Here is a 26,239-nt window from a genome sequence, read left to right as displayed (position 1 = left end):
CCCACCTTCCATGACCGCCTACCTCCTAAAACGCCTCGCCATCGCCATCGCCACGCTGGTGCTGGCTTCCATGGTGGTGTTCGCCGTCCTGGAGATCCTGCCCGGCGATCCGGCGCGGCTAATGCTGGGCATGAATGCCAGCGCCGACCAGGTCGAGTTGCTGCGCAACCAGATGGGCCTCAACGCGCCGCTAGCTTGGCGCTATCTGCACTGGGCGGGCGGCCTGCTCAGCCTCGATTTCGGCCGCTCCTACACCTATTCGGTGCCGGTCATCGGTCTGGTTCGCGAGCGGCTGGCCGTCTCGCTGCCGCTGGCGCTGATTGCGCTTGCGCTCTCCACCCTCATCGCGATTCCCGTCGGCCTGTTTTCCGCCAGCCGGCGTGGACGGGCCGGTGATACGATTTCCATGGGCGCCGCACAGCTTGGCGTCGCCGTGCCCAATTTCTGGTTCGCGCTGATGCTGATCTATGTCTTCGCCGTCTGGCTGCGGCTGGTTCCTGCTGGCGGCTTTCCCGGCTGGAGTGCCGGCGTCTGGCCAGCCTTGAAGTCGCTGCTGCTGCCGGCGTTGGCGCTTGCCTTGCCGCAAGCCGCGATTCTGGCGCGCGTCACCCGCTCGGCGCTGATCGAGGTGCTGAACGAGGACTATATTCGTACCGCCCGCGCCAAGGGTCTGCCCTACCGAGCTGTGCTGTGGCGGCACGCGCTGCGCAACGCCATGATTCCGGTGCTGACCATTCTGGGCCTGCAGTTCGCCTTCCTGCTTGCCGGCACCATCATCATCGAGAATGTTTTCTATCTGCCCGGCCTCGGCAGGCTGGTGTTCCAGGCGATCACCCAGCGCGACCTGATCGTCGTCGAAAGCGTCGTCATGCTGCTGGTCGCCGCCGTCATCGCCGTCAATCTGCTGGTCGACCTTTCCTATGCGGTCGTCGATCCGCGCCTGAGAAGCCGGCAATGACATTGCACATCGACATATCAGAAGAGACGTTCGGCAGCATCCTGGGCAAGGCGTTCGGGAATACCGCCTTCGTTGCCGGTTTCGTCATCACCCTGCTGATCCTGGCAATGGCTGTCGTCTCCTATGCCTGGACGCCCTATGACGTCACGAAACTGGTGATATCGGATAAGACGCAAGCGCCCTCGCTGGCGCACTGGTTCGGCACCGACCATTTCGGCCGCGACATCCTGTCTATGGTCATGGTCGGCGCCCGCAATTCGATTGCCGTGGCGCTGGTCGCGGTCGGCATCGGCATGGGGGTCGGCGTGCCGCTCGGCGCCTTTGCCGCGGCACGCGGCGGCCTCGTCGACGAGGCGCTGATGCGGCTGAACGACCTCGTCTTCGCCTTCCCGGCTTTGCTGTCGGCGATCATGATCACCGCCATCTTCGGACCGGGCGCCGTCAACGCCATCATCGCCATCGGCATCTTCAACATCCCGGTCTTTGCGCGCGTCGCCCGGGCCGGCGCGCTGGCGATCTGGCCGCGCGAGTTCATTCTCGCCGCACGCGCCGCCGGCAAGAGCAGCACGCAGATCACAATCGAACATGTGCTGCCCAACATCGCCACGCTGCTTCTGGTGCAAGGCACCATCCAGTTCGCGCTGGGCATCCTGGCCGAGGCCGGGCTTTCCTATCTGGGCCTGGGTGCGCAACCGCCAATGCCGAGCTGGGGCCGCATGCTGTTCGACGCGCAGACCCGCATGGTGGTGGCGCCATGGATGGCGATCTTTCCGGGCATGGCGATCGTTGTCGCCGTGCTGGGGCTGAACCTCCTGGGCGACGGCATCGCCGACATCCTCGATCCGAAATCGCGGCGGCAGCGATGAGCCTGCTCGACATCGAGAACCTGTCGCTGACCATCGGCGACACGCAGATCCTCAAGGATGTGGCGCTTTCCGTCGCGCCCGGTGAGGTGATGGGGCTGGTCGGCGAATCCGGTTCCGGCAAATCGATGACCGCGCTGACGGTGATGCAGCTTCTGCCCCATGCCGCGCGCGCCAGCGGATGTGTCACATTCGACGGCATCGACATCCTGGCAGCAACCGAGGACCAGATGTGTGCGCTGCGCGGCGACGACATCGGCATGGTGTTCCAGGAGCCGATGACGGCGCTCAATCCGGTCAAGACCATCGGCGAACAGGTTGCCGAAGGCATACGCTGGCACACCAGGGCCAGCCGCGCCGAGGCCGAAGACCGGGCGCGAAAAATGCTCGACCGTGTCGGCTTGCCCGAAGCGAAATTCCCGCTGTCGCGCTATCCGCACGAACTGTCGGGCGGCCAGCGCCAGCGCGTCGTCATCGCCATCGCCTGCGCGCTGAAGCCGAAGCTGCTGATCGCCGACGAACCGACGACGGCGCTCGACGTGGTGCTGCAGGCACAAATCCTCGACCTTTTGCGCGACCTCGTCGCGGAGAGCCGCATGGGCCTGCTCCTGATCTCGCATGACCTCGCCGTGGTGACCGAGATGGCTGACCGCATCACCATCCTGCGCCGCGGCGAGGTGATGGAAGCCGGCGACACCGCACGCACGCTATCCGAACAGCTCCACCCCTACACGCGCCAGTTGGCGCAGGCCTCGATGCATGTGCCGGCGCGCGTCAGGCCGCATGGCATCGAGACGGGCCGCCCTTTGCTTCAGGTCGAGGGCGTGACCCGCGACTATCCCGGCCGGCGCACCTGGCTGTTTAAGCGCGCGCCTGGTATCCGCGCCGTCGACGACGTCTCGCTGTCGATGGCGCCGAGTCAGTCAGTGGCACTGGTTGGTCGCTCCGGCTGCGGCAAGTCGACGCTCGCCCGCATGATCCTGGCGCTGGATCGGCCGACATCGGGCTCAATCTCGTTCCGCGGCGGGACCATAACCGGCAAGAGCGAAGCCGAGTTAAAGCCGGCGCGACGCGATATGCAGGTCGTTTTTCAAGATCCCTATGGCTCCTTCGACCCGCGCCAGAAGGTGGAAAAGCTGGTTGCCGAACCCCTGCATGTGCTGGAGAAAAAGCCGACGCGCGCCGAGTGCCGCGAGATGGTGGCGCATGCCCTGCACGAAGTCGGCCTCGGCATCAGCGACATGGACAAATACCCCCATGAATTTTCCGGCGGCCAGCGCCAGCGCCTGTCGATCGCCCGCGCCATCATCACCCGCCCCAAGCTGGTCGTTGCCGACGAGCCGGTCTCGGCGCTCGATGTCTCGATCCGCGCCCAGATCCTCGATCTGTTCGCAGAGCTCAACCAGAAGCTCGGCATCGCCTACCTCTTCATCACCCACGACCTGACCGTGGCCCGCGCCATCACGGACGAGGTGCTGGTCATGCATGACGGCAAGATCGTCGAGCGCGGCAAGACGAGCGAAGTGCTCGACCACCCGCAGTCCGAGGCTGCCAAGGCGCTTGTCACCGCCGCCCCTGACTTGCACCGGGCGATCGCGGAGCGGCTGCGGGAGCAAGGCTGATCAGGAGAGAAGGCGGCCCGATCACTCCTGCGTCTTGACCACATCGACCGGATTGATATCGAGCAGGTCGAGCGTGCGGCGCAGCAGGCGGATCTCGCTCTCGGCTAGTTGCGAATCCGCCTTGGCGATCTCCGCCATATGTTTGGCCAATTGCCGGCGCCGCTCGACGTCGAGATCGCGAAACAGTGCAATCGCCTGCGAGCCATTGGTCTCGTAGCCGAACTCGTTGAGATATTCGATGACGCTGTCGATGCTGCTTTCCGGAATGCCGAAGGCATCCTTGCAGATGCGCCGGAAGGCAACCATTTCGCTCTCGCTGACCGACCCGTCGGCCAGGATCATGCGAAACAGCATCAGCAGTTCCGCCGATAGGACCGGATCGTCCGCCACCTTGCGCACGCCGGGGTCGCCGTCGAATATCTGACGTATCTGGTCCAGCAATGCGAATGCCATCAGGAGCCTCTTTCCGGGTTAACTACACAAACACAATCCAGGCGCGATGCGCTAGGATAGAGGTAGCGCGGAATCGATCTTGCGCAAACAGGGCGGCCGTGGTCGAACGCCCGATATTTCAGCCAGCCGGACACCCCCATACATCAGATGATCGACCTTAGCATCCAGACCGTCGCCATGCTCGCTTTCGCCGCTTTTGCCGCGGGCTTTGTCGATTCGATCGCCGGCGGCGGCGGGCTGATCACAGTGCCGGCGCTGCTGCTTGCCGGCTTCACGCCGGTCCAGGCGCTCGCCACCAACAAACTGCAAGGCATGTTCGGCTCGGGCTCGGCGACCATCCACTACGCGTCGAAGGGGCATGTCGACCTGCGCCGGCAATTGCCGTCGGCGCTTCTGGCCCTTGTCGGCAGCGCCATCGGCGCCTTGCTGGCGACGATCGTGCCGGGTGACATACTGCGGGCTGCCCTGCCCATCGTGCTGATCGCCATCGCGCTCTACTTCGCGTTCAAGCCCAACATGAACGATGTCGACCGCGCCGAGCGCCTGTCGCCGTTCCTGTTTGGATTGACCTTGGTGCCCGCCATCGGCTTCTACGATGGCCTGTTCGGGCCAGGCGCCGGCTCCTTTTACATGCTGGCCTTCGTGGCACTTGCCGGCTACGGCGTGCTCAAGGCGACGGCGCATACCAAATTGCTCAACTTCGCCTCCAACATCGGCGGCTTCATCGTCTTCGCGGCCTTCGGCGTCGTCTACTGGAAGATCGGCCTGATGATGGGCGTCGCCCAGTTCCTCGGCGCTCGCGTCGGCGCCAGCCTGGCCATGCGCATCGGCGCAAGACTGATCAAGCCGCTGCTGGTGATCGTATGCCTGGCGCTTGCTGTGAAGCTGCTGGCTGACCCGGCGAACCCGCTGCGGGCCTTGATTGGTGTGTGATCCCGCGCCCTGATAGGATGCCGCTGTTCGAATCATGTTGGAGAGGCAGACATGAATCTTAGCGCACCTACCCAGATCGTTTTTATCATCTCCGTTGTTATCGCCATCATCGGCGTTCTCGCCGCGCTTGGCGTTCTCTCATTCATTCCACTCGCATCGGTGTGGATCGTGCTTATTGCTTTCATCGTGCTTGCCGGCGGCTGCTTGATGCGCGGCGCCTGACCATTTCCCTTGAAGTGGGGACGAGGAGCGCCCGGCCAAAAGCCGGGCGCTTTTGATTCCGGCCCTTGGTCTGTTAGATTTGACTGGCGCGAGGATGGCCGATGCCAGTCAAGATGCAACCCCAGCAAGAGCAGGACCGGTCCGTCGCCGGGCGGTTTGAGATGCGCCGGCGCCTGCCCGATCCTCGACTTCAGGGCATTGTGTCGGACATTTGCGGCTATCGCGAAACAGCGCCCGGCCATATGCGCAACGTCGAATACGCGTCGCTCACCGTACCGCTGGTCATCAGCTTCGCCGAACCCTTCGCCATCGGCCTCGGCAAGGCGCCCGGCGACGATGACCGCTTCGCCAGTTTCGCCGCCGGCCTCTTTGCCGGACCGGTGGTGATCGAATCCTTCGGCGGCGCCTGCTGCGTCCAGGTCAACTTCACGCCGCTTGGCGCACGCCGTTTCTTCCGCCTGCCGATGAGCGAACTGACAGACAGCATGGTCGTCCTCGACGACGTGCTTGGCGCTCAGGGCTTGGCGCTGCGTGAACGGCTGGGCAATGCGCCGGATTGGACGACGCGTTTCGACATGGCCGAAGCCTTCGTCACCGCCCGTCTCGAGAATGCCGCCGAGACGCCACTTGAAATCGCCTGGGCCTATGACCGCATCATCACATCCGGCGGCCGGACCCGCATTGCATCGATCGCCGAAAGGCTGGGCTGGACCCGCAAACATCTCGCCGGCAGTTTCTCCAACGCCATCGGCATGGGCCCCAAGACACTGTCGCGCATCGTCCGCTTCAACCGCGCGCTCGGCCTGTCGAGGCAGCAGGCCGTCGACTGGGCCGATATCGCAGCCGATTGCGGCTATGCCGACCAGGCGCATCTGGTGCGCGAATTCCGCGACCTCGCCGGCGAGACACCAACCGGAATCTCGGCCAGGTAACATTTCTTCAAGACGCTGGAGTGGCCTTTACCCACAGTGGGGCATCGACCAACCCCGCTGAAGGAGATCGACATGACCACCACCGAAGCGCCCCGCCTCTACCCCGCCTTGCGCTACAGGAACGCGGCAAAGATGATCGACTGGCTGGGCGAAGCCTTCGGCTTCGGCGTCCGGGCCCGCTATGGCGAAGGCGACGTCGTGCACCATGCCGAACTGGTTTTCGGCTCTTCGATGATCATGCTGGGCACCGCGCGCGACGACGACTACGGCAAGATGGTCGGCGAACCTGGCTCAGGCGGCGGCAAGTCGATCTACATCGCCGTCGATGATGCCGATGCCGCCTATGCCAAGGCCAGGAAGGCCGGCGCCACGATCATCCAGGAATTGACCAACCGCGACTATGGCAGCCGCGAGTTCATCTGCCGCGACCCGGAAGGCAACGTCTGGTCCTTCGGCACCTACTGGCCGAAGGCAAGCGACAAGGGCTGAGCCAACCGCGAATTACCGCGCCAGTGCAAAGATCGCGTCGCAGTCGAGATAGGTCTCCAGCTCGGCTGCGACCTCGTCCAGCGCCCGCTCGACCTCGGCTCGGTAATCGATGCCGCCGCCCTTGATGCCGAGGCTTTCGAGGAATCTTCCGCGAAAGCCGTCGGCGCCAAACAGACCGTGCATATAGGTGCCGATCACCTTGCCATCGGCCGACACTGCCCCGTCATCGATGCCATTGATGACTGCAGACGGCCTCAGCGTATCCGGCCCGGTGGTGCGGCCGAGATGGATTTCATAGCCTTCGAGCGGCAGGTCGAACGGCACCGAACGGGCCCTGACGTTGCGCACCGTCTTTTCCGGCTCCATCACCGTTTCGATGTCGAGCAGTCCGAGCCCTTCGGCTTCGGTGACGCTGCCTTCGATGCCGTCGGGATCGCGCACCATACGGCCGAGCATCTGGAAGCCGCCGCAAATGCCCACGACATGGCCGCCGCGCTTGCGATGCGCAAGAAGGTCGCGATCCCAACCGTTCTCGCGGAATTTCAAGAGATCGCCGATTGTCGACTTCGAGCCTGGAATGACCACCAGACCGGCATCGGCGGGCAGCGGCTTTCCCGGCGGCACGAACACCACCTCGACCTGCGGCTCAGCCTTGAGCGGGTCGAGATCGTCGAAATTGGCGATGCGGCCAAGCATCGGCACCGCCACCTTCAGCGCGCGCGCTTCGCCGGACGCCAGCCGCTCCAGCACCACCGAATCTTCCGAAGGCAAGCGTGCCGCCGCCTTCAGCCACGGAACGACACCGAAACAGCGCCAGCCCGTGAATGTCTCGATCGACTTCAGGCCGTCGTCAAACAGCGAAACGTCGCCGCGGAACTTGTTGATGAGGTAGCCGGCGATCATGCGCCGGTCCTCCTCCGGCAGGATCAGATGCGTGCCGGCCACCGAAGCGATGACGCCGCCGCGGTCGATGTCGCCGACCAGCACCACGGGCACATCGGCGCGCGTGGCAAAGCCCATATTGGCGATGTCGCGGCTGCGCAGGTTGATCTCGGCCGGCGAGCCGGCGCCCTCGACGATGACAAGATCGGCGCCCTCGCCGACCTTGCCCCAGGAGTCCAGAACGGCGTCCATCAGCCGGCCCTTCATCGCCTGGTAGTCGCGCGCCCGCGCTTCCCCGAACATTTTGCCCTGCACGATGACCTGCGCGCCGACATCGGTCTGCGGCTTCAGCAGCACCGGGTTCATGTGGACCGATGGTGCGACACCGCAAGCGATCGCCTGCAGCCATTGCGCGCGGCCGATCTCGCCGCCGCCGGCTTTATCCCCGGGGATGTCGGCGACGGCGGCATTGTTCGACATGTTCTGCGGCTTGAACGGCCGCACCTTCAACCCACGCTTTTTTGCCGCGCGGCAGAGGCCGGCGACCAGCACGGTCTTGCCCACGTCGGAACCCGTGCCTTGCAGCATGATCGCTTTGGCCATCAGTCCCTGCCCTGCGCCACGGTCCCGGTGATGTTCGATTTTGCCGCCAGCGGCCCGCCGCGCCAGATGTACAGCGCCAGCAATGGCTTCTTGCCGGTGCGCATGGCGTGATTGACGTTGGACGCGTGATGGACGACCTCGCCGGCCGTACGCATGCAAAAGCCGCTCTCGCCCATGCGCCATTCGGTGCCGCCGGTCAGCGGAATGTAGATTTCCTCGGCGACGTGATGGTGGTCGGGATAGACGATATCTGGTCCAAGGATCAGCAGGCCGGCGGCGGCCGCGTCATTGGCAAAGTGGCCACGTGTGCCGAACACTTCCAGCCAGCCGTAATTCTCGATGAACTCTTTCCCGAAGTCCGCCTCGCCATAAGTCTGCCCCCAGCGGAAATCATTCCGACGTTCGGCAAGCAGTTGCACCAGCGGCTTGGCATCCGGAGGCGCCAGTTCGGCGGCGCGATCGAGATGGCGCAGGCAGGCAAGCGGACGCGGCTCCAGCGTGCGAGCCGGCATGTCCCAGCCGATCCGGGCCACGGCATCGCGCATCAGGACGTGATCCACGGTCGCAAGGTATGCGTGGAACCGGCCCAGCAGTTCATCGAATTTTGTCGTCACATCTTGCTCCGGACATGCATTGATGCACAGCCGCTCCGCAGGGGATCGGGTTGCGCGGCGGCATCATTGGTCTAGATTGGTGCGCGCGCAAAGCCAAAAACAACAGGCCAGCGAGCTAGCTGGCCAGCACACAGGGAGCACGCCATGGACGCCGCGGTCGATGCGAGCACCAGCCAATTCGAACTCAACGAGGAGCAGCGCGCCATCCAGGAGATGGCGCAGGCCTTCGCCGCCGACCGTGTCGCACCGAATGCGCTCGATTGGGACCGCAACAAGCATTTCCCGGCCGACGTGATCCGCGAGACCGGCCCGCTCGGGCTCGGCGGCATCTATATCAGGGACGATGTCGGTGGCTCGGCACTTGGCCGGCTCGACGCCGTGCTGATCTTTGAGGCGCTGTCGCACGCCGATCCGGCCTTTTCGTCCTTCATCTCGATCCACAACATGGTGGCCTCGATGATCGACCGTTTCGGCAATGACGAACAGCGCCAGCGCTTCCTGCCGAAGCTCACTTCGATGGAATGGCTGGCCAGCTACTGCCTGACCGAGCCAGGCTCCGGCTCCGATGCCGCGGCGCTCAAGACCCGTGCGGTGAAAAGCGGCGGCGACTATGTGCTCAACGGCACCAAACAGTTCATCTCCGGCGCCGGCGACAGCGATGTCTATGCCGTCATGGTGCGCACCGGCGCGGACGGGCCGAAAGGCATTTCCACCATCGTCGTGCCCAGAGATGCGCCGGGCCTCTCCTTTGGGGCAAACGAGCACAAGATGGGCTGGCACATGCAGTCGACCCGCCAGGTCATCTTCGAGGATTGCAAGGTGCCGGCGGAGAACCTTCTGTCCGACGAAGGCGCTGGCTTCGGCATCGCCATGGCCGGGCTCGACGGCGGCCGGCTGAACATCGCCGCCTGTTCGCTGGGCGGCGCGCAGTCGGCGCTCGACAAGGCGCTGTCCTACACCGCCGAGCGCAAGGCTTTCGGCTCGAAGATCAATCAATTCCAGGCGCTGCAATTCAGGCTGGCCGACATGGAGACCGAGCTGCAGGCGGCGCGTATCTTCCTTTATGCCGCCGCCTCGAAGCTCGACCGCAAGGCGCCGGATGCTGGCAAATGGTCGGCGATGGCCAAGCGCTTCGTCACCGACACCGGCTTCAATGTCGCCAATGACGCACTGCAGCTGCTCGGCGGCTACGGCTACCTGCACGACTACGGCATCGAGAAACTGGTGCGGGACCTGCGCGTGCACCAGATCCTCGAAGGCACCAACGAGATCATGCGCGTCATCATCGCTCGCGCGCTGATTGGCCGTTGAAGCCAGCAACTCTGGGAGACAGACAATGACGACGATCGCCTTCATCGGCCTCGGCAATATGGGCAATCCAATGGCCGCCAATCTGGTCAAGGCCGGGCATGCGGTGAACGGTTTCGACCTCGTTCCGGAAAACCTCACCGTCGCCAAGGAACATGGCGTGACGATTATGGCGAATGCCTTGGCCGCGGTGAAGGATGCCGACGTCGTGATCACCATGCTGCCTGCAGGCAAGCATGTCCTCTCCGTCTACGAAGACATCGCGCCCAAGGCCAGGCAAGGCGCACTCTTTATCGATTCCTCGACCATCGACGTCGAGTCAGCCCGCAAAGCCCACGCCGTCGCCAGGAAGCACGCGCTGTCGTCGATCGATGCACCGGTCTCGGGCGGCACCGGCGGGGCTGCGGCCGGCACGCTGACCTTCATGGCGGGAGGCTCCGATGATGCCTTCGCTGCCGCCGAGCCGATCCTGAAGCCGATGGCCGGCCGCATCGTCCATTGCGGCGGCGACGGCGCCGGCCAGGCAGCAAAGATCTGCAACAACATGATCCTCGGCATTTCGATGATCGGTGTCGCCGAAGCCTTCGTTCTGGCCGAAAAACTCGGCCTGTCGCATCAGGCGCTGTTCGACGTCGCCTCGACCTCCTCCGGCCAGTGCTGGTCCTTGACCACCTACTGCCCGGTGCCCGGCCCGGTGCCGACTTCGCCCGCAAACAAGGACTACAACCCAGGATTTGCAGCCGCCTTGATGCTGAAAGACCTGAAATTGTCCCAGGAAGCCGCGCAAGGTGCGGGTGCTGTAACGCCGCTTGGTGCCGAAGCGGCTCAGCTTTATGCCTTGTTCAACGCCCAGGGACATGGCGGCGTCGATTTCTCCGGCATAATTAATTTTCTCCGGGGTAACCCGGCGTAACCCGCGGATTTGGCGGATTTTTCCGGTTTCCTTCGGTGGAAAAAATGAAAATTTAGATTTGCTTAAGCTCTCGATAACTCCGCGGTAACGATGTCCCTATAAAACGGACTGTGAGGCGGACATCTCATCCGTCCGGCGCTCCGGATCAGGTCTCGCGTACCGGAGCCCGTAAGTTTCGACAAGTGCCATAAGTTTCGCAAAGTGTTTGCGTAGCGAAGCGCCATGCGTATCTGGCAAAACCGCGTTCCCGATGGAGCGCGGTTTTTGCGTTTTACCCTGCAGCACGGTTGAGACACCGATGAACCGGAAACTGTACTCCGGGATACCTCACATGCGCCCGCGGGCGCCTTCCGGATCATAGGGCGAGTCGGCGATCACCTTTGCCGCGCGGCGCTCGCCGAGGATCGAAACCTCGAGCTCGGTACCGGGCGACACAAGTTCCAGGGGCAGCAGCGCAAGTGCTATGTCGTGACCAAAAGTGTAGGAGTAGCCCGCCGAGGTGATGTGGCCGACGAGCTCGCCTTCGCGGTAAACGCCCTCGAAGGCGAATGCGCTCGCACCATCCGTGTCGATCGACAGTGTGGCGATCCGGCGTGTAACCTGCTGCTGTTTCGCGACCAGTGCCGCCCGGCCGATGAAGTCCCTGTTGTCGAGGCTGATGAAGCGCTCGAGGCCGCTTTCCCAGGCGGACAATTCGGGGTTCATATCGCGGTACATGGCCCGGTAGGATTTATCGAGACGAAGCGATTCCAGCGCTTGAAGTCCGACCAGCCTCAGCCCGTGTGCCTCTCCCGATGCCAGAAGCGCATCCAGCAAATGCCGCTGGTAGCAGAGTGGATGATAGAGTTCCCATCCCAGCTCACCCGAATAGTTGACACGCAGCAGCCGTACGTCGCTGGCCATGCCGACGGTGCCGGACTGTACGCTGAACCATGGGAAGGCCTCGTTGGAGAGGTCGATCTCCGTCAGCGGCTGCAGTATGTCGCGCGCCTTCGGCCCAACCACCGTGAAGCTGCCGCGATCCTCCGTGACGTTGCGCAGATGCACGCTGCCGTCCTTCGGCAACAGCCGGCCGAGATCGTCAAGGTTCCAGCGTTCGGCGCGCGGCGTCGATATGAGATAGAACAGGTCGCTCTGCAGCCGCGCCACCACATACTCGGCCTGCACGCCGCCGGTCGGCGTCAGGTGATGGGCAAGAGCGACACGACCGGGACGCGGCAGTCTGTTGGCCAGGATTCCGTCGAGCCAGCCCTCGGCGCCCGGCCCGCCGACCTCGAACTTGGTCATTGGTGTCATCTCGACCAGACCGCCGGCCTGGCGGACAGCCTGGACCTCTGCGGCGACGTGGTTCCCCTTGGGGGTCCAGCGCCAGCTGTAGACATTGCGCGCCTCGACACCCGCGGGCGCAAACCAGCTCGGCATCTCCCAGCCGTTCAACACGTCCCATACCGCGCCAAGCTGACTTAGGCGGTCATAGGACGGGGCCGTTTTCTGCGGTCGCGCCGCCGGCATGTCCTGGCCCGGATAGTGCTGTACGGCGTGGGTGCCCCAGGCTTCCCGGACCTTGGCCCGGGTCCAGTTCTTGTTGGCGTATCGGCCGAACCTGCGGGGATCCAGCTCCGCCGTGTCGATGCTGTTGCCACCCTCCACGATCCGTTCGGAGAGGTAATAGCCAATCGCACCGCCCCAAAGGATGCCCCCCGGCACCCCTTCGGCGAGCCAGACATTCTCCAGGCCCCACGCCTGCCCCATCAGCGGCAGCTCATCGGCCGTCATCTGGAAAGGTCCTCGCACATTGCGCTTGATGCCGGCGCGCCCGAGCGCGGGAACCAGTTCGGTGGCGCGCTCCCAGTTCCAGGAAACGGCATCGAAATCTTCATCGAGCAGATCGGCGCCGAACCATTCCGGGACACCGTTTTCGGCGAACAGCTTGAGCTGCTCGGTACGCTCATAGGGACCGAACATCAGCCCGTCTCCCTCTTCGCGCAGATAGCCCTCGTAACCCTCGTCCCTGAGGATCGGCATCTCCGGAAGACCAAGCCGTTTGCGTTCCACGATTTCGGGAACCGCCTCGGTGATCCAATACTGGTGCAGGATCGGAATCGCGGGAATGTCCAGGCCCAGCATGGCGCCTGTCTGGCGTGCGTAATTGCCTGTTGCAAGGATGACATGTTCACAGACGATCTCGCCGCGTGAGGTCTTGACCCTCCACCCGCCGCTCGGCATCCGCTCGAAACCCACGACCTCGGTATCAAGATGGATCTTCGCGCCGAGGTCGCGTGCACCCTTGGCCATGGCCTGGGTGACATCGGCGGGTGCAATGTGGCCGTCATCGGGATGGTAGAGGGCACCCAGCATGGTGTTGTTGTCGAGCAGCGGCCATATCTCTCGCGCCTCCGCGGGCGATACGATCCGGGCCCGCACTCCCTGGACCTGGGCAACGTCCATGTAGCTTCTGTACTCGTCCAGCCTGTCGCGCGTGTTGGCAATGCGCAGTTGCCCGCATTTGTGCCAGCCGACGTTCTGGCCCGTCTCCGCCTCCAGGCCTTCATAGATCGCGATCGATCTGGCGATCATGCGGCCGACATTGCGGCTGCGCGCGTAAGAGGGGATGAGCCCCGCGGCATGCCATGTCGAGCCGGCCGTAAGCTGTGTTCGCTCCAGCAATGCCACATCGGTCCAGCCGCGCTTTGCCAGGCCGTAGAGAATGCCGGCACCCACACAGCCGCCACCGACCACGACCGCATGAAAGGAACTCACCATATGCGCGTGCCCTTGTCTGAAATTGCCACCGGTCCACATGAACGCATGCGCATACTGTCAGACAGCATCCGGCTTTTCAGCATATTTCCTTGTCTGGAACGCTGCAGTGGTCACCCGACTGTTGGGCCACGAAGCCGGCCGAACTGTCAGCTGTCGCGCCCGTATTCAGGCCGCTTTTTTGCGTTTTGCCTAGCTATATTCCGATTGCAGCATTCGGGATCGGGACATGATCTTCGTTGATCAGCACGATCGGTGCGTCGGTTCCCTCGACCCTGACGACCAGCAGGCGCAGGCTCCACGTGCCGGCTGTCCGGACAGCCGTCGAATAGGCCGTGCCCTTGCCCCTGGCGCCGTGGACCGGAATGCCGAACTGGGCGTCACCAGCCCCATTCGCATCGACGTTGAGATGGCCGCCGACCCAGAAACTGTCGGTCAAATCATCACCCAACGCCGCCTTGACGCGGTCGTCGGCGCGAAGCCTGTCCATCGTCATGAGATAGGCATCGCTGCCTTTCAGGACGTAGGGAATGCTGCCGACCATCGTCGCGCAGCCGCCAATCCCGACCACCCAGACGGCAAGGCCGGCGATTGCCCAGTTGCGCTGCGTCTTGCGAAACTGCTCCGCGTCGCGCCAGGCGCGGTTCTGCCAGGCCCAGCGGCTGCCGCGCGCGCCCAGCACGATGATCATGATGATATTGACGACAGGGATCAACGCCAGCAACGCAATGAAGGTGCTGTTGCCGATGCCCCAGATCCAGTTGAGGAAGAAGGCGCCCCAGTTCCAGCGGTCGAGTTCGGCTGGAATTTCAGCCGGCTGGTTGAGCGGTTGTCCGGCCATCATGTCCCCAATCGGTAACGTACGGACTGATTCTAGCGCATGCGCTCCTCTATGCGCAAAATCAAAGTTTTGCAGCCCCGGTCAGGTCTTGTTGGACAGCCGGCGAAAATTCGCTTTCACGGCACGGCTTGCGGGCTTCAGCGCGGCGCTGATCGAGCGCTCCGCCGCAACCCCGTTGAACAGCGATGGCGTGCGGCCGGAAAAAACTTCCGGCCAGAACCGCGACGCCGATTGCAGGAAAGACATTTGCGCCGCAAACGCGCCTTCGGCCATAGCGGCGGTCTTCTCGTTGACCGCACGTGCCGTCTCCGTACTCCATGGCTGGCGGCTCCCGCCATCCATGCCCATCAACGGTAGCCGCATCATCGCCACCAGCGGCGCCAGCATCAGGTCGCCGCTGATGCTGGCCGCTTCTCGCGTCCGTCGGCTCTTGCCGGTTTTTCTCATGGAAACAAACCCCTTGTGGCGGCCGAATCAGCCGCTGCCCCACACACTACGCGCTTGTGATGGAATTCGTTCCCTCGCCGCTTCGGCATGGTCTCAAGGCTGGGCGCGCCCGCCGAAGAGCGCCCAGCCGAGGGGTCGAGTTCTACCGCTTGCGAAGATCGGCTTGCGCCAGATCCAGCGCCTTCGAGATGCGGTCGCAGGCCATGTCGATCGTATCGCGGGTCCAGATCAGCGGCGGCGACAGGATCATCGTGTCGCCGGTGGCGCGCAGCATCATGCCATTCGTGATGGCGTGATCCCGCACGGTTACCGCCGCACTTCCAGCCGGCAGGAACCGCTCCTTGGTCGCCTTGTCCTTGACGATCTCGATCGCGCCCATCAGTCCGATCGAACGGACCTCGCCGACCAGATCATGTCCGGCAATGCGCTCCTGCAACGCCTTGGCGAAGTAAGGGCCGGTGTCGTTCCGGACGCGGTCGACCAGCCCTTCGCGCTCGATGATCTCGAGGTTCTTCAGCGCCACGGCGCAGGCCACCGGATGCCCGGAATAGGTGTAACCGTGATTGAACTCGCCGCCCTTCTCGACCAGCGTCGAGGCGATGCGGTCGCCAACCAGCAATGCCGACAGCGGCTGATAGCCCGAGGTCAGCGCCTTGGCGGTGGTGATCGTGTCGGGCTCGATGCCGAGTGTCTGTGCGGCAAACCATTCGCCGGTGCGACCATAACCGGTGATGACTTCGTCCAGCATCAGCAGGACATCGTATTTACGGCAGATGCGCTGCACTTCCGGCCAATAGCTCGCCGGCGGTATCTTCACGCCGCCGGCTCCCATGATCGGCTCGCCGATAAACGCGGCAACCTTGTCGGCGCCGGCTTCGAGGATCGCCTCCTCGACAGCCCCGGCCGCGCGCAGACCGAAATCATGATCGCTCTCGCCAGGCAGCGCTAGCTCATAGGCATAGGGCATCATCACATGGACGATGTTGGGCACCGCACCGTTGAGCTGCTTGTGCATACCATCCATGCCGCCGAGCGAGGTGCCGGCAACGGTCGAGCCGTGATAGGCCATCTTGCGCGAGATGATGCGGTTCTTCTCCGGCTTGCCCTCCAGCACCCAATAGTGGCGCACGAGGCGCAGCGCGGTGTCGTTGGCTTCCGACCCGGAAGAGCCGTAGAATACCTGGTTGACGTGCTTCGGCGCGATCTCCGCCAGCTTCTTGGACAGCAGCACTGGCGTCGGCGTCGAGCATTTGAAGAAGGAGTTGTAGTAAGGCAGTTCCTTCATCTGGGCATAGGCGGCCTCGGCCAGCTCGTCACGGCCATAGCCGATGTTGACGCACCACAGCCCGGCCATGCCGTCGAGGATTTCAGCCCCCTCGGAATCGTAGATGAAAGGGCCGTTGGCATGGGTGATGATGCGCGACCCGGCCCCGCGCATTTCCTTGTGGTCGGTGAACGGATGCAGATGATGCGCGGCGTCGATCTGCTGAAGCTGCTTCAGCGAATAATTCTGATAGGTCATGTCTGATCTTTCCTCTGGATTCTATCCGGCCAAGCCGGGGCGAATGCTTCAGAGGAAGAGAGGTGGCGAATAGCCGATGCGCGCGCACAGCCGCAAAAGCTCGGCGCGCAGCGTACGCGGTGACGGCGTCACCGCGACCCGCAATGCGCGAGCCTCGAATGCGTCAATCAACATCCTGACGAGAGCCATGGAAGCCACCTTAGAGCAAAGGCTGCTCGAGGAGAACCACCCTTTGCTTGGCCCATAACTGAATGACTCTAGGCCTTGGCTGTCAGCGCCCTTTGCAGGAAGACATATTTCATCGCCGTCTGCGCCGCCTGCGGCCGGCGGTCGCCACGCCCGCCATGGCCGCCCTCGGTCTCCTCGAAGAACAGCGTCCTGGCATGGCCGGCTTCCTGCAGGCGGGCGGCCATCTTGCGCGCGTGGCCGGGATGGACCCGATCGTCAGCGGTCGATGTGGTCAGCAGCACAGGCGGATAGGCGGCAGCGGCGTCGACATGCTGGTAGGGCGAGTAGGCTGAAAGCCACTTCGCGTCTTCGGGTTTCGACGGATCGCCATATTCGGCCATCCACGAGGCGCCGGGCGGCAATTCGGCGTAACGCAGCATGTCGAGCAGCGGCACCTCGATGATGACGGCGCCGAAAAGCTCGGGATGCTGCGTCAAGGAAACGCCGGTCAGCAAGCCGCCATTCGAACCACCCTGGATGCCGAGCGAGCTTGCTGTCGCGATGCCGCGCTTGACGACGTCCTGCGCGACCGCTGCGAAATCGTCGAATCCGTTCTGGCGATTGCCCTTGAGCGCCGCCTGATGCCAGGCTGGGCCGAACTCGCCGCCGCCGCGGATGCATGCCTGCACATAGGCATTGCCTTTCTCCAGCCACAGCTTACCACGCACGCCGGCATAGCCGGGCAGCAGCGGCACTTCGAAGCCGCCATAGCCGTAAAGCAGCGTCGGCACCGGACCTTTCTGGTCGCGCCGCCTGACGACGAAATAGGGGATCATCGTGCCGTCCTTGGAGCGCGCCTCGAACTGTTCCGAGATCAGCGGCGAGGCATCGAAACGCGCCGGCTGCGACTTCACGGTGGCGAGCGTCTCGCCATTGTCGTCGGACCAGATGATCGAACTCGGGGTCAGGAAATCGGTGAAGGAGAAGGAGACACTCGAGCCGAACTGCTCGGCATGACTGATGCCGACATTGCCATTTTCGGGCAGCGCCACCGGTTTCAGCGACCAGTTGCCATCCATGCGCTCGCAGACGACGACTTTGCCGCGCACATTGTCCATCAGGCTGATGAACAGCCGGTCCCGCGTGCGGGCAATGCCGGCTATGGAAACGCGATAGGCCGGCTCGAACAAGGTTTCGACAGGCCCGATCGCGCCGGTCTCGACCCAGCGAGCCAGGTCCAGCGAATAGAGGCCGTCGGGCTTGCAAACCGTGCCGCCGGGCGCCGTCCATGCACTGCGCACGCCGAACACGAGCTGATCCCTGAATATTGCCGTATCGGTCATGTCGTCCGGTAGCGGCAGCTGTTTGTTTTCGCCGGAAGGCAGCCGAAGGAAGATGTGCGAAGCGAAGAAATTCAGCGTTCGAGCCAGGACCAGATAGCGTCTGTCACCGTCGTACTCGACAGCGGCACCAACGGCGAGATCCTCTTTCTGCGCCTCGAAGATCGGCGTCGCGTCTTCCAGCTTGGTATCGCGCTTCCACAGCTTTATGACTCGCGGATAGCCGGACTCGGTCTTGTCGGCCTCGTCGAAAGCGGCCGAAACAATCACGGTGTCCTTATCCAGCCAGCTGAAACCCGACTTGGAAGCGGGTGCACGAAACCCACCCTCGACAAACGACTTGGTCGCGATGTCGAATTCGCGCATCTCGCTGGCGTCGCCGCCATCCGGCGACATACTCACCAGGCAACGGTTGAAGTCCGGATAGAGTCGGCTTGCGCCGCCAAAAACCCATTTTATCCCCTCCTTCGCCGCAAGCTGGTCGAAGTCGATGATCGTTTCCCAGTCGGGCTTCTCGGTCTTGTAGGAAGCGACGGTCGTGCGGCGCCAGAGGCCGAGCACATTGGTCTTGTCCTGCCAGAAATTGTAGACATGGCCGGCTTTTGCCGCGCCGACCGCGATGTTGTCCTCGGCCGTCATCAGGTCGAGCGCGGTCTGGAACGACGCCTGATAGGACGGATCGCCCTGCAATTCGCCAACCGTGATCTCGTTCTGGCGATGTACCCAGTCCAATGACTGCTTGGCCGTCCTGTCCTCCAGCCAGAGAAAGGGATCGTCGGTCGTGGGGGCAGAATTCGGCGTCTGGGTAGCAGGCTTGGTCATGAGGTCTCCGATAAACGCGTTGCTTTGAAAAAGCCAACGCCGACAGGCCGTCGATATTCACCATGTTCAGCGCACAATTGAGGCTTTCCGCCGACCAGCGAGGCTCGCAATGGCCAGCGCCAGGCACAGCAGCCCAAGCGTGATCGGCAGTCCGCCGGCGCCCATAACATCCATGGCGCCCCCCGCCAGCGGCGGCACGGCGATGCCGCCGACGCCCCACATCAAGGAAAAGGCCGCATTGCCGGCGACCAGTGCGGAGCCGGTGAAGCGTTCGCCGAGCTCGATGATTGACATCGTGTAGATGCCGTAGGAAACCGCGCCCCAGACAAAGATCATTGGCCAAATCAGCGGCGACTCGATGAGAAGCGGAAGCAGGACGCAGCCGAGCACCGTGATCGCGACGCAGGCAAGCCGCACCAGGCGCGCGGAAAGCCTTTCCGCCAAAAGGCCGAGCGGCACCTGCATGGCGATGTTGCCGGCGATCATCACCGACAGCAGCGCCGACATGCGGGTTTCGGTGATGCCGTGATGGGTGCCATAGACCGGCAGCAACGCCAACGCACCCTGTTCGAAGCCGGCGGCGACTATGACGGCGAACAAAAGCAGCCACGCCAGCGGCACGAAACCCAGGACGGAAACCTGGTGCCCGGCCTCGTCGACCTTGGGCAAACGCGGCAGCACCGAGGCCAGGCAAATGCCACACAGCACGAAGGCGAAAATGCCGACGAGGAAGGGCGGCCAGCCCTCAGTGCCGACTGCAAGCAGGCACAGTGGCCCGGTCGCGAAACCGGCCGAGATGATCGTCGAATAGACACCCATGACGCGGCCGCGTCGGGCCGGCGGTGCCAGCGCGATCACCCAGATCTCGCTCAGCACATAGAGCGGATTGGTCACGACGCCGATCAGGAAGCGCAGGGGAAACCACAAATAGACATTTTGCGTCCAGCCGATCAGCGCCAGCACGACAGCCGAAAGGGCCGCACAGGTGAGCGCGGTGCGCCCTGCCCCGAATCGGCGGGCCAGCGCCGGGATCAACGGCGATGACAGAATGAAGCCAATCGGCGTCATGGCCGCCGACAAGCCGATCATCGCTGGCGAAACGCCCTGGCGCTGCAGGATGAAACTCAGCAGCGGATAGGACAACCCTTGCGCGATGGCGAACACCGAGACGGTCGCGATCACACCGGTGATCGCCGCCCATTGCATCGTCTCGTCCTTGTTCGATTCAACCAAATTCATGTACGCACCGCTGTCGGGCTGCAGGATTAGCGATTGAGTTGCGCAGAGGTAAGCCCCTGGCGGGCGAAAACTGCTTGCTCCAGACAGTGCCTGTCAGGAGGTTGGGCTTATCAGGAAGCTCGGCGCATGGATGAGCGGTACAGCGCGAACATCACCAGCACCGCGTCGAGAGCGGCAATAACCACCGGCAGCCCAAGTGGGCCGATGCCTTGCATGAGCAGGCCCGCACCAGGAGGGCCGACGATGCCACCAACGCCCCACATCAGCGCAAAGGCAGCGTTGCCGGCGACCAGCACAGAGCCCTTGAACCGGCTGCCGAGTTCGACCAATGCCATGGTGTAGACGCCGTAACCGACCGCGCCCATCACCAGCAGCACCACCCAGATCAACGGCGTTGTGATCAGCAGAGGCAGCAAAAGCGCGCAAACGGTTGTTGCCAGTGCGCAGACGATGATCATGGCGCGGCCGCCAAAACGCTCCGCCAGAAGGCCGAGTGGTATCTGCAGCAGGATGTTGCCGAGGGAAAGCGCCATCACCAGCGAGGCCAGAACGGCTTCCGCCAGGCCATAGCTGGCGCCGAAGACCGGGACCAGCGCATAGGTGCTCTGCTGGACCGCCGCCGAGACAAGCACGGCAAGCAGCAGCGCCGGCGCCATTTTGGCAAACCCGACAAGGCCGCTGGCAGGCTGGCCGTCATCCTCGAAGCCGGTGAGCTTTGACGAGACGGCGTGCAGGATCACCGCGCAGAGCGCGAAGCCGGCGACGCCGACCATGAAAGGCGCCCAGCCCGACGTACCGAGCAGGGTCAGCGCGAATGGTCCGGCGGCATAACCGGCGCCCATCAGCGTGTTGAACACGCCCATCACCCGGCCGCGCCGCGACGGCGGTGCCAGCGACAGCGCCCACACCTCGCCAAGGATATAAAGCGGATTGATGACCACGCCGATGATGAAGCGGATGACGAACCACGCCACCCAGTCCTGCAGATAGCCGATGCCCAGGAAGCAGAGCGCGCCGATCAGCGAGCAGCCGACCGCCAGGTTGCGCCCGCCGACCAGCCGCACCGCCGCCGGCACGAAGGAAGCCGACAGGATCAGCCCAAGCGGCATCATCGCCGCCGACAGGCCGATCAGCGCCGGCGACATGCTTTGCTTCTGCATCAGCAATGTGAACAGCGGCGAGCTCAGCCCTTGCGCGGCGCCAAACATGGCAAGTGCCGCGGTGACGCCGGCAAGCGCTGCCCATTGCGTTCCTGCTTCGCCTTCGCTCGAGCCGGTCGCGACCATGCTGCCATCCAGATGAACTGCTGGCCATCAGGCCGGCAAGCCAAGTAGCTATCGGTTCGATCCCCGGAAGGAAAGGGCCGGCCACCGAAATCCGCTTGCTCCAACGCGGCAACCTAATCACGCCGATGTCGCGGCCGGGCACCTGCCGTTCCGGCATGTCGCTTCCCTCGCCCTAGTGGTCGTCGCCTCCGCAATGGCCGGACAGCCGCCGGTCCATTATGCCGCCCGCTATCGCATCCTACGAGGACCATCATGACCGCCGCCCTACAACCCTCAGAACCGGCATTGGCCACCGACCGCGCCCGTCGCGGCGGCCGCGCTGGAAAGCGCGCCGGCGGCTCGGCCGCGTTCGAGCAGCCGGCTTTTCGCCAGTTGAAGAACCCGCTGGCGCCAACCAGGCTGGTCTCCGACGACGAGCTGGAATCGATTCACCTCGCTTCCCTGCGCGTGCTGCGGGAAATCGGCGTCGACGTGCTGCATGACGAGGCCCGCAGCATCATGAAGGCGCATGGCGCCGACGTGCGTGACGGCTCAGAGCGGGTGCGCTTCGACAGCGACATGATCCTCGACCTGGTGTCGCACTGCCCGTCGGAATTCACCATCCATGCCCGCAATCCTGCGCACAATGTGCGCTTCGGCGGCAACAATGTGATCGTCTCGATGATGGCGTCGGCGCCCAATTGCTCCGACATCGATCGCGGCCGCCGGCCCGGCAACCAGCAGGACTACCGCAACTTCCTCAAGCTCGCGCAGATGCACAACATTCTGAACTGCACGGGCGGCTACCCGGTCGAGCCGACCGATATCCATCCATCCGTCCGCCATCTCGAATGCATCCGCGATCTCAGCGTGCTCACCGACAAGGTGTTCCACATCTATTCGCTCGGCAAGGAGCGCAATGTCGACGGCATCGAGATCGCCAGGATCGCGCGCGGCATCAGCCACGAGCAGATGCTCGAAGAGCCGTCCGTCTTCACCATCATCAACACCAATTCGCCGCTGAAACTCGATGTGCCGATGATGGAAGGCATCATCCAGATGTCGAGCAAGGGCCAGGTCGTCGTCGTGACGCCGTTCACTCTGTCGGGTGCGATGGCGCCTGTCACCATCGCCGGCGCACTGGTGCAGCAGAACGCGGAGGCGCTTGCCGGCATCGCCTTCGCCCAGATGGTGCGCAAGGGCGCCCCCGTCGGATATGGCGGCTTCACCTCCAATGTCGACATGAAGTCCGGTTCACCGGCGTTCGGCACGCCGGAATACATGAAGGCGCAGCTCGTCGGCGGCCAGCTTGCCCGCCGCTACAACATCCCCTACCGCACCTCCAACACCTGCGCCGCCAACACGGTCGACGCGCAGGCGGCTTATGAAAGCGTATTCTCGCTGTGGGGCGCCATCCAGGGCGGCGGCAATCTGATGATGCATGCCGCGGGCTGGCTCGAGGGCGGTCTGCGCTGCTCCTACGAGAAGACCATCCTGGACATCGACCTGCTGCAGATGGTGGCCGAATTCCTGACCCCGCTCGACCTTTCCGAAGAGGCACTCGGCTTCGACGCCATCCAGTCGGTCGGCCCGGGCGGCCATTTTTTCGGCACCCAGCACACGCAGGACCGCTACAAGACCGCCTTCTACTCGCCGATCCTCTCCGACTGGCGCAATTACGAGACCTGGGCGGAAGCCGGCTCGCCGACGGCGCTCGAAAAGGCCAACAAGGTCTGGAAGGAGCGGCTGGCGTCCTATGAGGAGCCCTACATGGACCCGGCCGTCCGCGAGGAACTCAACGCCTTCGTCGCCAAGCGCCGGTCCGAAGGCGGCGCGCCGACCGATTTTTGATCGACAGTATTGTTGATGAAGGGTCGACCCCCACTCCGTCGAGCTGCGCTCGACACCTCTCCCCCGATCGACGGGGGAGAGGAAAGGCGCGAGCTTATGCACGCTGGCACCCTTCCTCTCCCTCCGGAGGGGGGAGAGGTGGCGTCGCGAAGCGGCGACGGAGTGGGGGAAGGCGCTCATGAAACCCGTAGCCGTCGCAAAACGGGCACTACCCAGCGAGCCAGAAAACTCAGGCAAGGTGACAACCAGGCCGAAGCGCTGCTTTGGCTTGAGTTAAAGGCCCGCAAGCTTGGCGGCTACAAGTTCACGCGACAGTTCTCTATCGGACCATACTACGCGGACTTCGCTTGCCGCGAAAATTGGCTTGTCGTGGAAGTCGACGGACACCAACACGCCGGCAGCTCATATGACCGCCGCCGCGACGATTTCATGCATGCCCAGGGCTATTCGATCCTGCGTGTTTGGAGCCATGAAGCCCTGAAGCATCGTACTTCGGTTTGTGAAACCATCCTTGCCGCGCTCGATGGCAGGCTGGCCGAGAACATCACGGCACCCGACCTCCACTTTGTCTTCACGCCCCACTCCCCCGATTCAATCTCTCCAAAAGCGGACCTATCCAGATGAAATCTCACGTAAAAGCGGTTGTCATCGGCGGCGGCGTCGTCGGCTGCTCGGTTCTCTACCACCTGGCCAAAGCCGGCTGGACCGACATCATGCTGATCGAGCGCTCTGAACTCACATCCGGCTCGTCCTGGCACGCGGCGGGCGGCTTCCACACGCTGAACGGCGACCCCAACGTCGCCAAGCTGCAGGCCTATACGGTGCAGCTCTACAAGGAGATCGAGGAGATATCCGGCCAGTCCTGCTCGCTGCATTTGACCGGCGGCGTGATGATGGCCGATACGCCCGAGCGCATGGACTTCCTGCGCCTTGCCCACGCCAAGGGCCGCTATCTCGGCATGGACACAGAGCTGATCACCCCTTCCGAAGCCAAGGCGATGTTCCCGCTGATGGACGAGACCAATTTCGTCGGCGCCATGTGGGATCCGGTCGAAGGCCATCTCGACCCGTCCGGCACCACCATCGCCTATTCAAAGGCGGCGAAAAAACTCGGCGCCGAGATCGTGCTGCGCAACCGCGTCGTGGAATTGACGCAGGAGGTCGACGGCACCTGGAATGTCGTCACCGAACAGGGCACGGTGAAGGCCGAGCATGTCGTCAACTGCGGCGGCCTGTGGGCGCGCGAGATCGGCCGCATGGTCGGCGTCGAACTGCCGGTTCTGGCCATGGAACATATGTATCTGCTGACCGAGCCGATGCCGGAGGTCGAGGAGTTCAACAAGTCGACCGGCCGCGAAATGATCGGCGTGCTCGACTTCAAGGGCGAGATCTACACCCGCCAGGAGCGCAACGGCATTCTGCTCGGCACCTACGAGAAGGCCTGCAAGCCGTGGTCGCCGGTCAACACGCCATGGGATTTCGGCCACGAATTGCTGCCGCCGGACCTCGACCGCATCGCGCCGTCGCTGGAAATAGGCTTCAAGCATTTCCCCGGCATCGAGAAGGCCGGCATCAAGCAGATCATCAACGGCCCCTTCACCTTCGCGCTGGACGGCAACCCGCTGGTCGGCCCGGTGCAGGGCCTGACCAATTTCTGGTGCGCCTGCGCCGTGATGGCCGGCTTCAGCCAAGGCGGCGGCGTCGGTCTGGCGCTGTCGAACTGGATGGTGCATGGCGATCCTGGCTTCGATGTCTGGGGCATGGATGTTACACGCTTCGGTGAATGGGCCGGCCTGCGCTACACCAACGCCAAGGTGCGGGAAAACTATTCGCGCCGCTTCTCCATCCGCTTCCCCAATGAGGAACTGCCGGCGGCACGTCCGGCGCAGACGACGCCGCTCTACGACACGATGCTGGCCAACAACGCCGTCATGGGCGACAGCTGGGGCCTCGAAACCCCGCTCTGGTTCGCACCTGAAGGCAAGGAACCCAGGGATATCGTCTCCTTCCATCGCTCCAACGATTTTGGGCCGATCGGCGAGGAAGTGCGCGCCACGCGTGAGCGCGTCGGCGTCACCGAGATCGCCAATTTTGCCAAATACGAAGTCTCGGGACCCGCGGCCGAGGATTTCCTCAACCGGCTGATGACCAACCGCATGCCGAAGACCCGCCGCATCGTGCTGACGCCGATGCTCAACGAGTTCGGCAAGCTGATCGGCGACTTCACCATCGCCAAGGCGGCAGAAGACCGCTTCATGATCTGGGGCTCTTCGGCGGCGCAGAAATACCACATGCGCTGGTTCGAGAAGCACCTGCCGAAGGACGGAACGGTGCGCATCCACCGCTTCGACCAGACGCTGGTCGGCCTGTCGATCGCCGGGCCGAAATCACGGGACCTGCTGCAGAAACTGGTCGATGTCGACGTCTCGACAAAAGCCTTCCGTTTCATGGATTTCCGCGAGATGGCTGTTGGCGGGGCGCCCTGCATGGTCAACCGCATCACCTACACCGGCGACCTCGGCTATGAAATCTGGATGGCGCCGGCCTACGAACGCCTGGTTTACAAAGCAATCAAGGACGCCGGCGAGGAATTCGGCCTTGTCGATTTCGGCATGCGCGCTCTGCTCTCCATGCGCCTCGAAAAGAACTTTCCGACCTGGTTCCGCGAGTTGCGGCCGATCTATGGACCGTTCGAGGGCGCGATGGACCGCTTCATCAAGCTCGAGAAGAATGACTTCATCGGCCGCGAGGCCGCCGCCAAGGAACAGGCCGAGGGGCCAAAGCTGCGCCGCGTCTCCTTCATCGTCGATGCCGCCGACGCCGATGTCATGGGCGACGAGCCGATCTGGGCCAAGGTCAGCAAGGACTACGGCACGGTGGAAAAGCCGCATGGCTATGGCGCGCCGCGCTTCGACAAGGGCGGCAAGGAAATACGTGGCTCCAAGGCTGCCGAAGGCGCATCCGCCGTGCGCGGCATCGTCGACGGCGACTGGCGCGTGGTCGGCTGGGTCACATCGGGCGGCTATGCGCATTATGTGCAGAAGTCGATGGCGCAGGGCTACATCCCCGCAGCGCTTGCCGAGGACGAAAGTGCCGGGCTGTTCGAGATCGAGATCCTCGGTCACCGGCGCCCGGCCCGCATCAATGTCGAAGCGCCCTTCGATCCGAGCGGCGAGAAGATGCGGACCTGAG

Annotated in this window: 23 protein-coding genes; 12 read left to right on the top strand and 11 right to left on the bottom strand. The window is 63.6% G+C overall.

All coding sequences use genetic code 11. The features are described 5' to 3' along the window. Positions 1 to 10 precede the first annotated feature (10 nt). From A9K65_RS18435 to A9K65_RS18425, 3 genes are read left to right on the top strand one after another with little or no spacing between them, the layout of a single operon-like run. Entirely contained in the window at positions 11 to 958 is a 948-nt protein-coding gene (locus A9K65_RS18435; protein ID WP_063172358.1) for an ABC transporter permease, read from the top strand. Further along, on the top strand, positions 955 to 1,824 hold the full coding sequence (locus A9K65_RS18430) for an ABC transporter permease (RefSeq protein WP_064993700.1): 870 nt from the start codon (positions 955 to 957) through the stop codon (positions 1,822 to 1,824). Before A9K65_RS18435 ends, A9K65_RS18430 begins: the two co-directional genes overlap by 4 nt. Next, positions 1,821 to 3,443, top strand: coding sequence for a dipeptide ABC transporter ATP-binding protein (locus A9K65_RS18425; RefSeq protein WP_064993701.1), 1,623 nt, complete (start codon positions 1,821 to 1,823; stop codon positions 3,441 to 3,443). Before A9K65_RS18430 ends, A9K65_RS18425 begins: the two co-directional genes overlap by 4 nt. A gap of 21 nt (positions 3,444 to 3,464) precedes the next feature. Here the strand turns inward: A9K65_RS18425 and A9K65_RS18420 are convergent, their stop codons facing one another. After that, entirely contained in the window at positions 3,465 to 3,896 is a 432-nt protein-coding gene (locus tag A9K65_RS18420; RefSeq protein ID WP_064993702.1) for a TerB family tellurite resistance protein, read from the bottom strand. 147 nt (positions 3,897 to 4,043) lie between these two features. Here A9K65_RS18420 and A9K65_RS18415 point away from each other — a divergent pair, with 147 nt between their 5' ends. The 4 genes from A9K65_RS18415 to A9K65_RS18400 all read left to right on the top strand — a co-directional run bounded on the left by A9K65_RS18415 (position 4,044) and on the right by A9K65_RS18400 (position 6,472). Then, positions 4,044 to 4,829, top strand: a complete 786-nt coding sequence (locus A9K65_RS18415; protein ID WP_013531213.1) for a TSUP family transporter — start codon at positions 4,044 to 4,046, stop codon at positions 4,827 to 4,829. Positions 4,830 to 4,880: 51 nt separating this feature from the next. Next, on the top strand, positions 4,881 to 5,051 hold the full coding sequence (locus tag A9K65_RS18410; protein ID WP_013531212.1) for a hypothetical protein: 171 nt from the start codon (positions 4,881 to 4,883) through the stop codon (positions 5,049 to 5,051). A 101-nt stretch (positions 5,052 to 5,152) separates the two neighbouring features. Continuing rightward, a complete protein-coding gene (locus A9K65_RS18405) occupies positions 5,153 to 5,983 on the top strand; it encodes an AraC family transcriptional regulator (RefSeq protein ID WP_064993703.1) in 831 nt (276 codons plus the stop codon). Between the two features lie 72 nt (positions 5,984 to 6,055). Beyond that, positions 6,056 to 6,472, top strand: a complete 417-nt coding sequence (locus A9K65_RS18400) for a VOC family protein (protein ID WP_064993704.1) — start codon at positions 6,056 to 6,058, stop codon at positions 6,470 to 6,472. Between the two features lie 12 nt (positions 6,473 to 6,484). Here the strand turns inward: A9K65_RS18400 and A9K65_RS18395 are convergent, their stop codons facing one another. Together A9K65_RS18395 and A9K65_RS18390 are read right to left on the bottom strand one after the other, a co-directional pair. Further along, positions 6,485 to 7,957, bottom strand: coding sequence for a cobyric acid synthase (locus A9K65_RS18395; RefSeq protein WP_064993705.1), 1,473 nt, complete (start codon positions 7,955 to 7,957; stop codon positions 6,485 to 6,487). Then, positions 7,957 to 8,571 (bottom strand): dimethylsulfonioproprionate lyase family protein, encoded by a 615-nt coding sequence (locus A9K65_RS18390; RefSeq protein ID WP_064993706.1) that lies wholly within the window; start codon positions 8,569 to 8,571, stop codon positions 7,957 to 7,959. Before A9K65_RS18390 ends, A9K65_RS18395 begins: the two co-directional genes overlap by 1 nt. Positions 8,572 to 8,715: 144 nt before the next feature. Between A9K65_RS18390 and A9K65_RS18385 the strand changes: the two genes are divergently transcribed. Both A9K65_RS18385 and mmsB read left to right on the top strand, forming a co-directional pair. Continuing rightward, positions 8,716 to 9,882, top strand: a complete 1,167-nt coding sequence (locus A9K65_RS18385) for an isobutyryl-CoA dehydrogenase (protein ID WP_013531207.1) — start codon at positions 8,716 to 8,718, stop codon at positions 9,880 to 9,882. Between the two features lie 25 nt (positions 9,883 to 9,907). Continuing rightward, positions 9,908 to 10,792, top strand: a complete 885-nt coding sequence (mmsB, locus tag A9K65_RS18380; RefSeq protein ID WP_064993707.1) for a 3-hydroxyisobutyrate dehydrogenase — start codon at positions 9,908 to 9,910, stop codon at positions 10,790 to 10,792. 327 nt (positions 10,793 to 11,119) lie between these two features. Here mmsB and A9K65_RS18375 read toward each other — a convergent pair whose 3' ends face one another. The 8 genes from A9K65_RS18375 to A9K65_RS18340 form a co-directional block, all read right to left on the bottom strand. After that, entirely contained in the window at positions 11,120 to 13,555 is a 2,436-nt protein-coding gene (locus A9K65_RS18375) for an FAD-dependent oxidoreductase (protein ID WP_064993708.1), read from the bottom strand. A gap of 193 nt (positions 13,556 to 13,748) precedes the next feature. Next, positions 13,749 to 14,393, bottom strand: coding sequence for a cytochrome c oxidase assembly factor Coa1 family protein (locus A9K65_RS18370; protein ID WP_064994033.1), 645 nt, complete (start codon positions 14,391 to 14,393; stop codon positions 13,749 to 13,751). A gap of 81 nt (positions 14,394 to 14,474) precedes the next feature. Next, the gene (locus A9K65_RS18365; RefSeq protein WP_064993709.1) at positions 14,475 to 14,840 is read right to left on the bottom strand and encodes a hypothetical protein; all 366 of its coding nucleotides are present in this window, start codon (positions 14,838 to 14,840) and stop codon (positions 14,475 to 14,477) included. Positions 14,841 to 14,982: 142 nt separating this feature from the next. Then, on the bottom strand, positions 14,983 to 16,362 hold the full coding sequence (locus A9K65_RS18360) for an aspartate aminotransferase family protein (protein WP_013531202.1): 1,380 nt from the start codon (positions 16,360 to 16,362) through the stop codon (positions 14,983 to 14,985). A gap of 48 nt (positions 16,363 to 16,410) precedes the next feature. After that, a complete protein-coding gene (locus A9K65_RS18355; RefSeq protein WP_063172368.1) occupies positions 16,411 to 16,551 on the bottom strand; it encodes a hypothetical protein in 141 nt (46 codons plus the stop codon). Positions 16,552 to 16,619: 68 nt separating this feature from the next. Beyond that, the gene (locus tag A9K65_RS18350; protein WP_064993710.1) at positions 16,620 to 18,692 is read right to left on the bottom strand and encodes a prolyl oligopeptidase family protein; all 2,073 of its coding nucleotides are present in this window, start codon (positions 18,690 to 18,692) and stop codon (positions 16,620 to 16,622) included. Positions 18,693 to 18,758: 66 nt separating this feature from the next. Continuing rightward, positions 18,759 to 19,931 carry an MFS transporter gene (locus tag A9K65_RS18345; RefSeq protein ID WP_024501292.1) on the bottom strand — a complete coding sequence of 391 codons (1,173 nt, stop codon included), beginning with the start codon at positions 19,929 to 19,931 and terminating at the stop codon, positions 18,759 to 18,761. Between the two features lie 110 nt (positions 19,932 to 20,041). Beyond that, entirely contained in the window at positions 20,042 to 21,217 is a 1,176-nt protein-coding gene (locus A9K65_RS18340) for an MFS transporter (RefSeq protein ID WP_064993711.1), read from the bottom strand. Between the two features lie 252 nt (positions 21,218 to 21,469). Here A9K65_RS18340 and A9K65_RS18335 point away from each other — a divergent pair, with 252 nt between their 5' ends. The 3 genes from A9K65_RS18335 (at position 21,470) to A9K65_RS18325 (ending at position 26,238) form a co-directional block, all read left to right on the top strand. Then, positions 21,470 to 23,047 carry a trimethylamine methyltransferase family protein gene (locus A9K65_RS18335; protein ID WP_064993712.1) on the top strand — a complete coding sequence of 526 codons (1,578 nt, stop codon included), beginning with the start codon at positions 21,470 to 21,472 and terminating at the stop codon, positions 23,045 to 23,047. 138 nt (positions 23,048 to 23,185) lie between these two features. Next, positions 23,186 to 23,671: a DUF559 domain-containing protein gene (locus tag A9K65_RS18330; RefSeq protein WP_084015854.1), complete on the top strand. Its 486-nt coding sequence runs from the start codon at positions 23,186 to 23,188 to the stop codon at positions 23,669 to 23,671. Next, on the top strand, positions 23,668 to 26,238 hold the full coding sequence (locus tag A9K65_RS18325) for an FAD-dependent oxidoreductase (RefSeq protein ID WP_064993713.1): 2,571 nt from the start codon (positions 23,668 to 23,670) through the stop codon (positions 26,236 to 26,238). The genes A9K65_RS18330 and A9K65_RS18325 overlap by 4 nt, the downstream gene beginning before the upstream one ends. Position 26,239 lies beyond the last annotated feature (1 nt).

The sequence above is a fragment of the Mesorhizobium sp. WSM1497 genome (genome assembly GCF_001672455.2).
In the GTDB taxonomy this organism is placed as follows: domain Bacteria; phylum Pseudomonadota; class Alphaproteobacteria; order Rhizobiales; family Rhizobiaceae; genus Mesorhizobium; species Mesorhizobium ciceri.
This window is presented reverse-complemented; position numbering and strand designations above follow the sequence as displayed.

Bases quoted from the DNA above. Each gene is read 5' to 3' on its own strand.
- A9K65_RS18435 (WP_063172358.1), top strand. From the start codon at position 11: ATGACCGCCTACCTCCTAAAACGCCTCGCCATCGCCATCGCCACGCTG.
- A9K65_RS18430 (WP_064993700.1), top strand. From the start codon at position 955: ATGACATTGCACATCGACATATCAGAAGAGACGTTCGGCAGCATCCTG.
- A9K65_RS18425 (WP_064993701.1), top strand. From the start codon at position 1,821: ATGAGCCTGCTCGACATCGAGAACCTGTCGCTGACCATCGGCGACACG.
- A9K65_RS18420 (WP_064993702.1), bottom strand. From the start codon at position 3,896: ATGGCATTCGCATTGCTGGACCAGATACGTCAGATATTCGACGGCGAC.
- A9K65_RS18415 (WP_013531213.1), top strand. From the start codon at position 4,044: ATGATCGACCTTAGCATCCAGACCGTCGCCATGCTCGCTTTCGCCGCT.
- A9K65_RS18410 (WP_013531212.1), top strand. From the start codon at position 4,881: ATGAATCTTAGCGCACCTACCCAGATCGTTTTTATCATCTCCGTTGTT.
- A9K65_RS18405 (WP_064993703.1), top strand. From the start codon at position 5,153: ATGCCAGTCAAGATGCAACCCCAGCAAGAGCAGGACCGGTCCGTCGCC.
- A9K65_RS18400 (WP_064993704.1), top strand. From the start codon at position 6,056: ATGACCACCACCGAAGCGCCCCGCCTCTACCCCGCCTTGCGCTACAGG.
- A9K65_RS18395 (WP_064993705.1), bottom strand. From the start codon at position 7,957: ATGGCCAAAGCGATCATGCTGCAAGGCACGGGTTCCGACGTGGGCAAG.
- A9K65_RS18385 (WP_013531207.1), top strand. From the start codon at position 8,716: ATGGACGCCGCGGTCGATGCGAGCACCAGCCAATTCGAACTCAACGAG.
- mmsB (WP_064993707.1), top strand. From the start codon at position 9,908: ATGACGACGATCGCCTTCATCGGCCTCGGCAATATGGGCAATCCAATG.
- A9K65_RS18375 (WP_064993708.1), bottom strand. From the start codon at position 13,555: ATGGTGAGTTCCTTTCATGCGGTCGTGGTCGGTGGCGGCTGTGTGGGT.
- A9K65_RS18370 (WP_064994033.1), bottom strand. From the start codon at position 14,393: ATGGCCGGACAACCGCTCAACCAGCCGGCTGAAATTCCAGCCGAACTC.
- A9K65_RS18365 (WP_064993709.1), bottom strand. From the start codon at position 14,840: ATGAGAAAAACCGGCAAGAGCCGACGGACGCGAGAAGCGGCCAGCATC.
- A9K65_RS18360 (WP_013531202.1), bottom strand. From the start codon at position 16,362: ATGACCTATCAGAATTATTCGCTGAAGCAGCTTCAGCAGATCGACGCC.
- A9K65_RS18355 (WP_063172368.1), bottom strand. From the start codon at position 16,551: ATGGCTCTCGTCAGGATGTTGATTGACGCATTCGAGGCTCGCGCATTG.
- A9K65_RS18350 (WP_064993710.1), bottom strand. From the start codon at position 18,692: ATGACCAAGCCTGCTACCCAGACGCCGAATTCTGCCCCCACGACCGAC.
- A9K65_RS18345 (WP_024501292.1), bottom strand. From the start codon at position 19,931: ATGAATTTGGTTGAATCGAACAAGGACGAGACGATGCAATGGGCGGCG.
- A9K65_RS18340 (WP_064993711.1), bottom strand. From the start codon at position 21,217: ATGGTCGCGACCGGCTCGAGCGAAGGCGAAGCAGGAACGCAATGGGCA.
- A9K65_RS18335 (WP_064993712.1), top strand. From the start codon at position 21,470: ATGACCGCCGCCCTACAACCCTCAGAACCGGCATTGGCCACCGACCGC.
- A9K65_RS18325 (WP_064993713.1), top strand. From the start codon at position 23,668: ATGAAATCTCACGTAAAAGCGGTTGTCATCGGCGGCGGCGTCGTCGGC.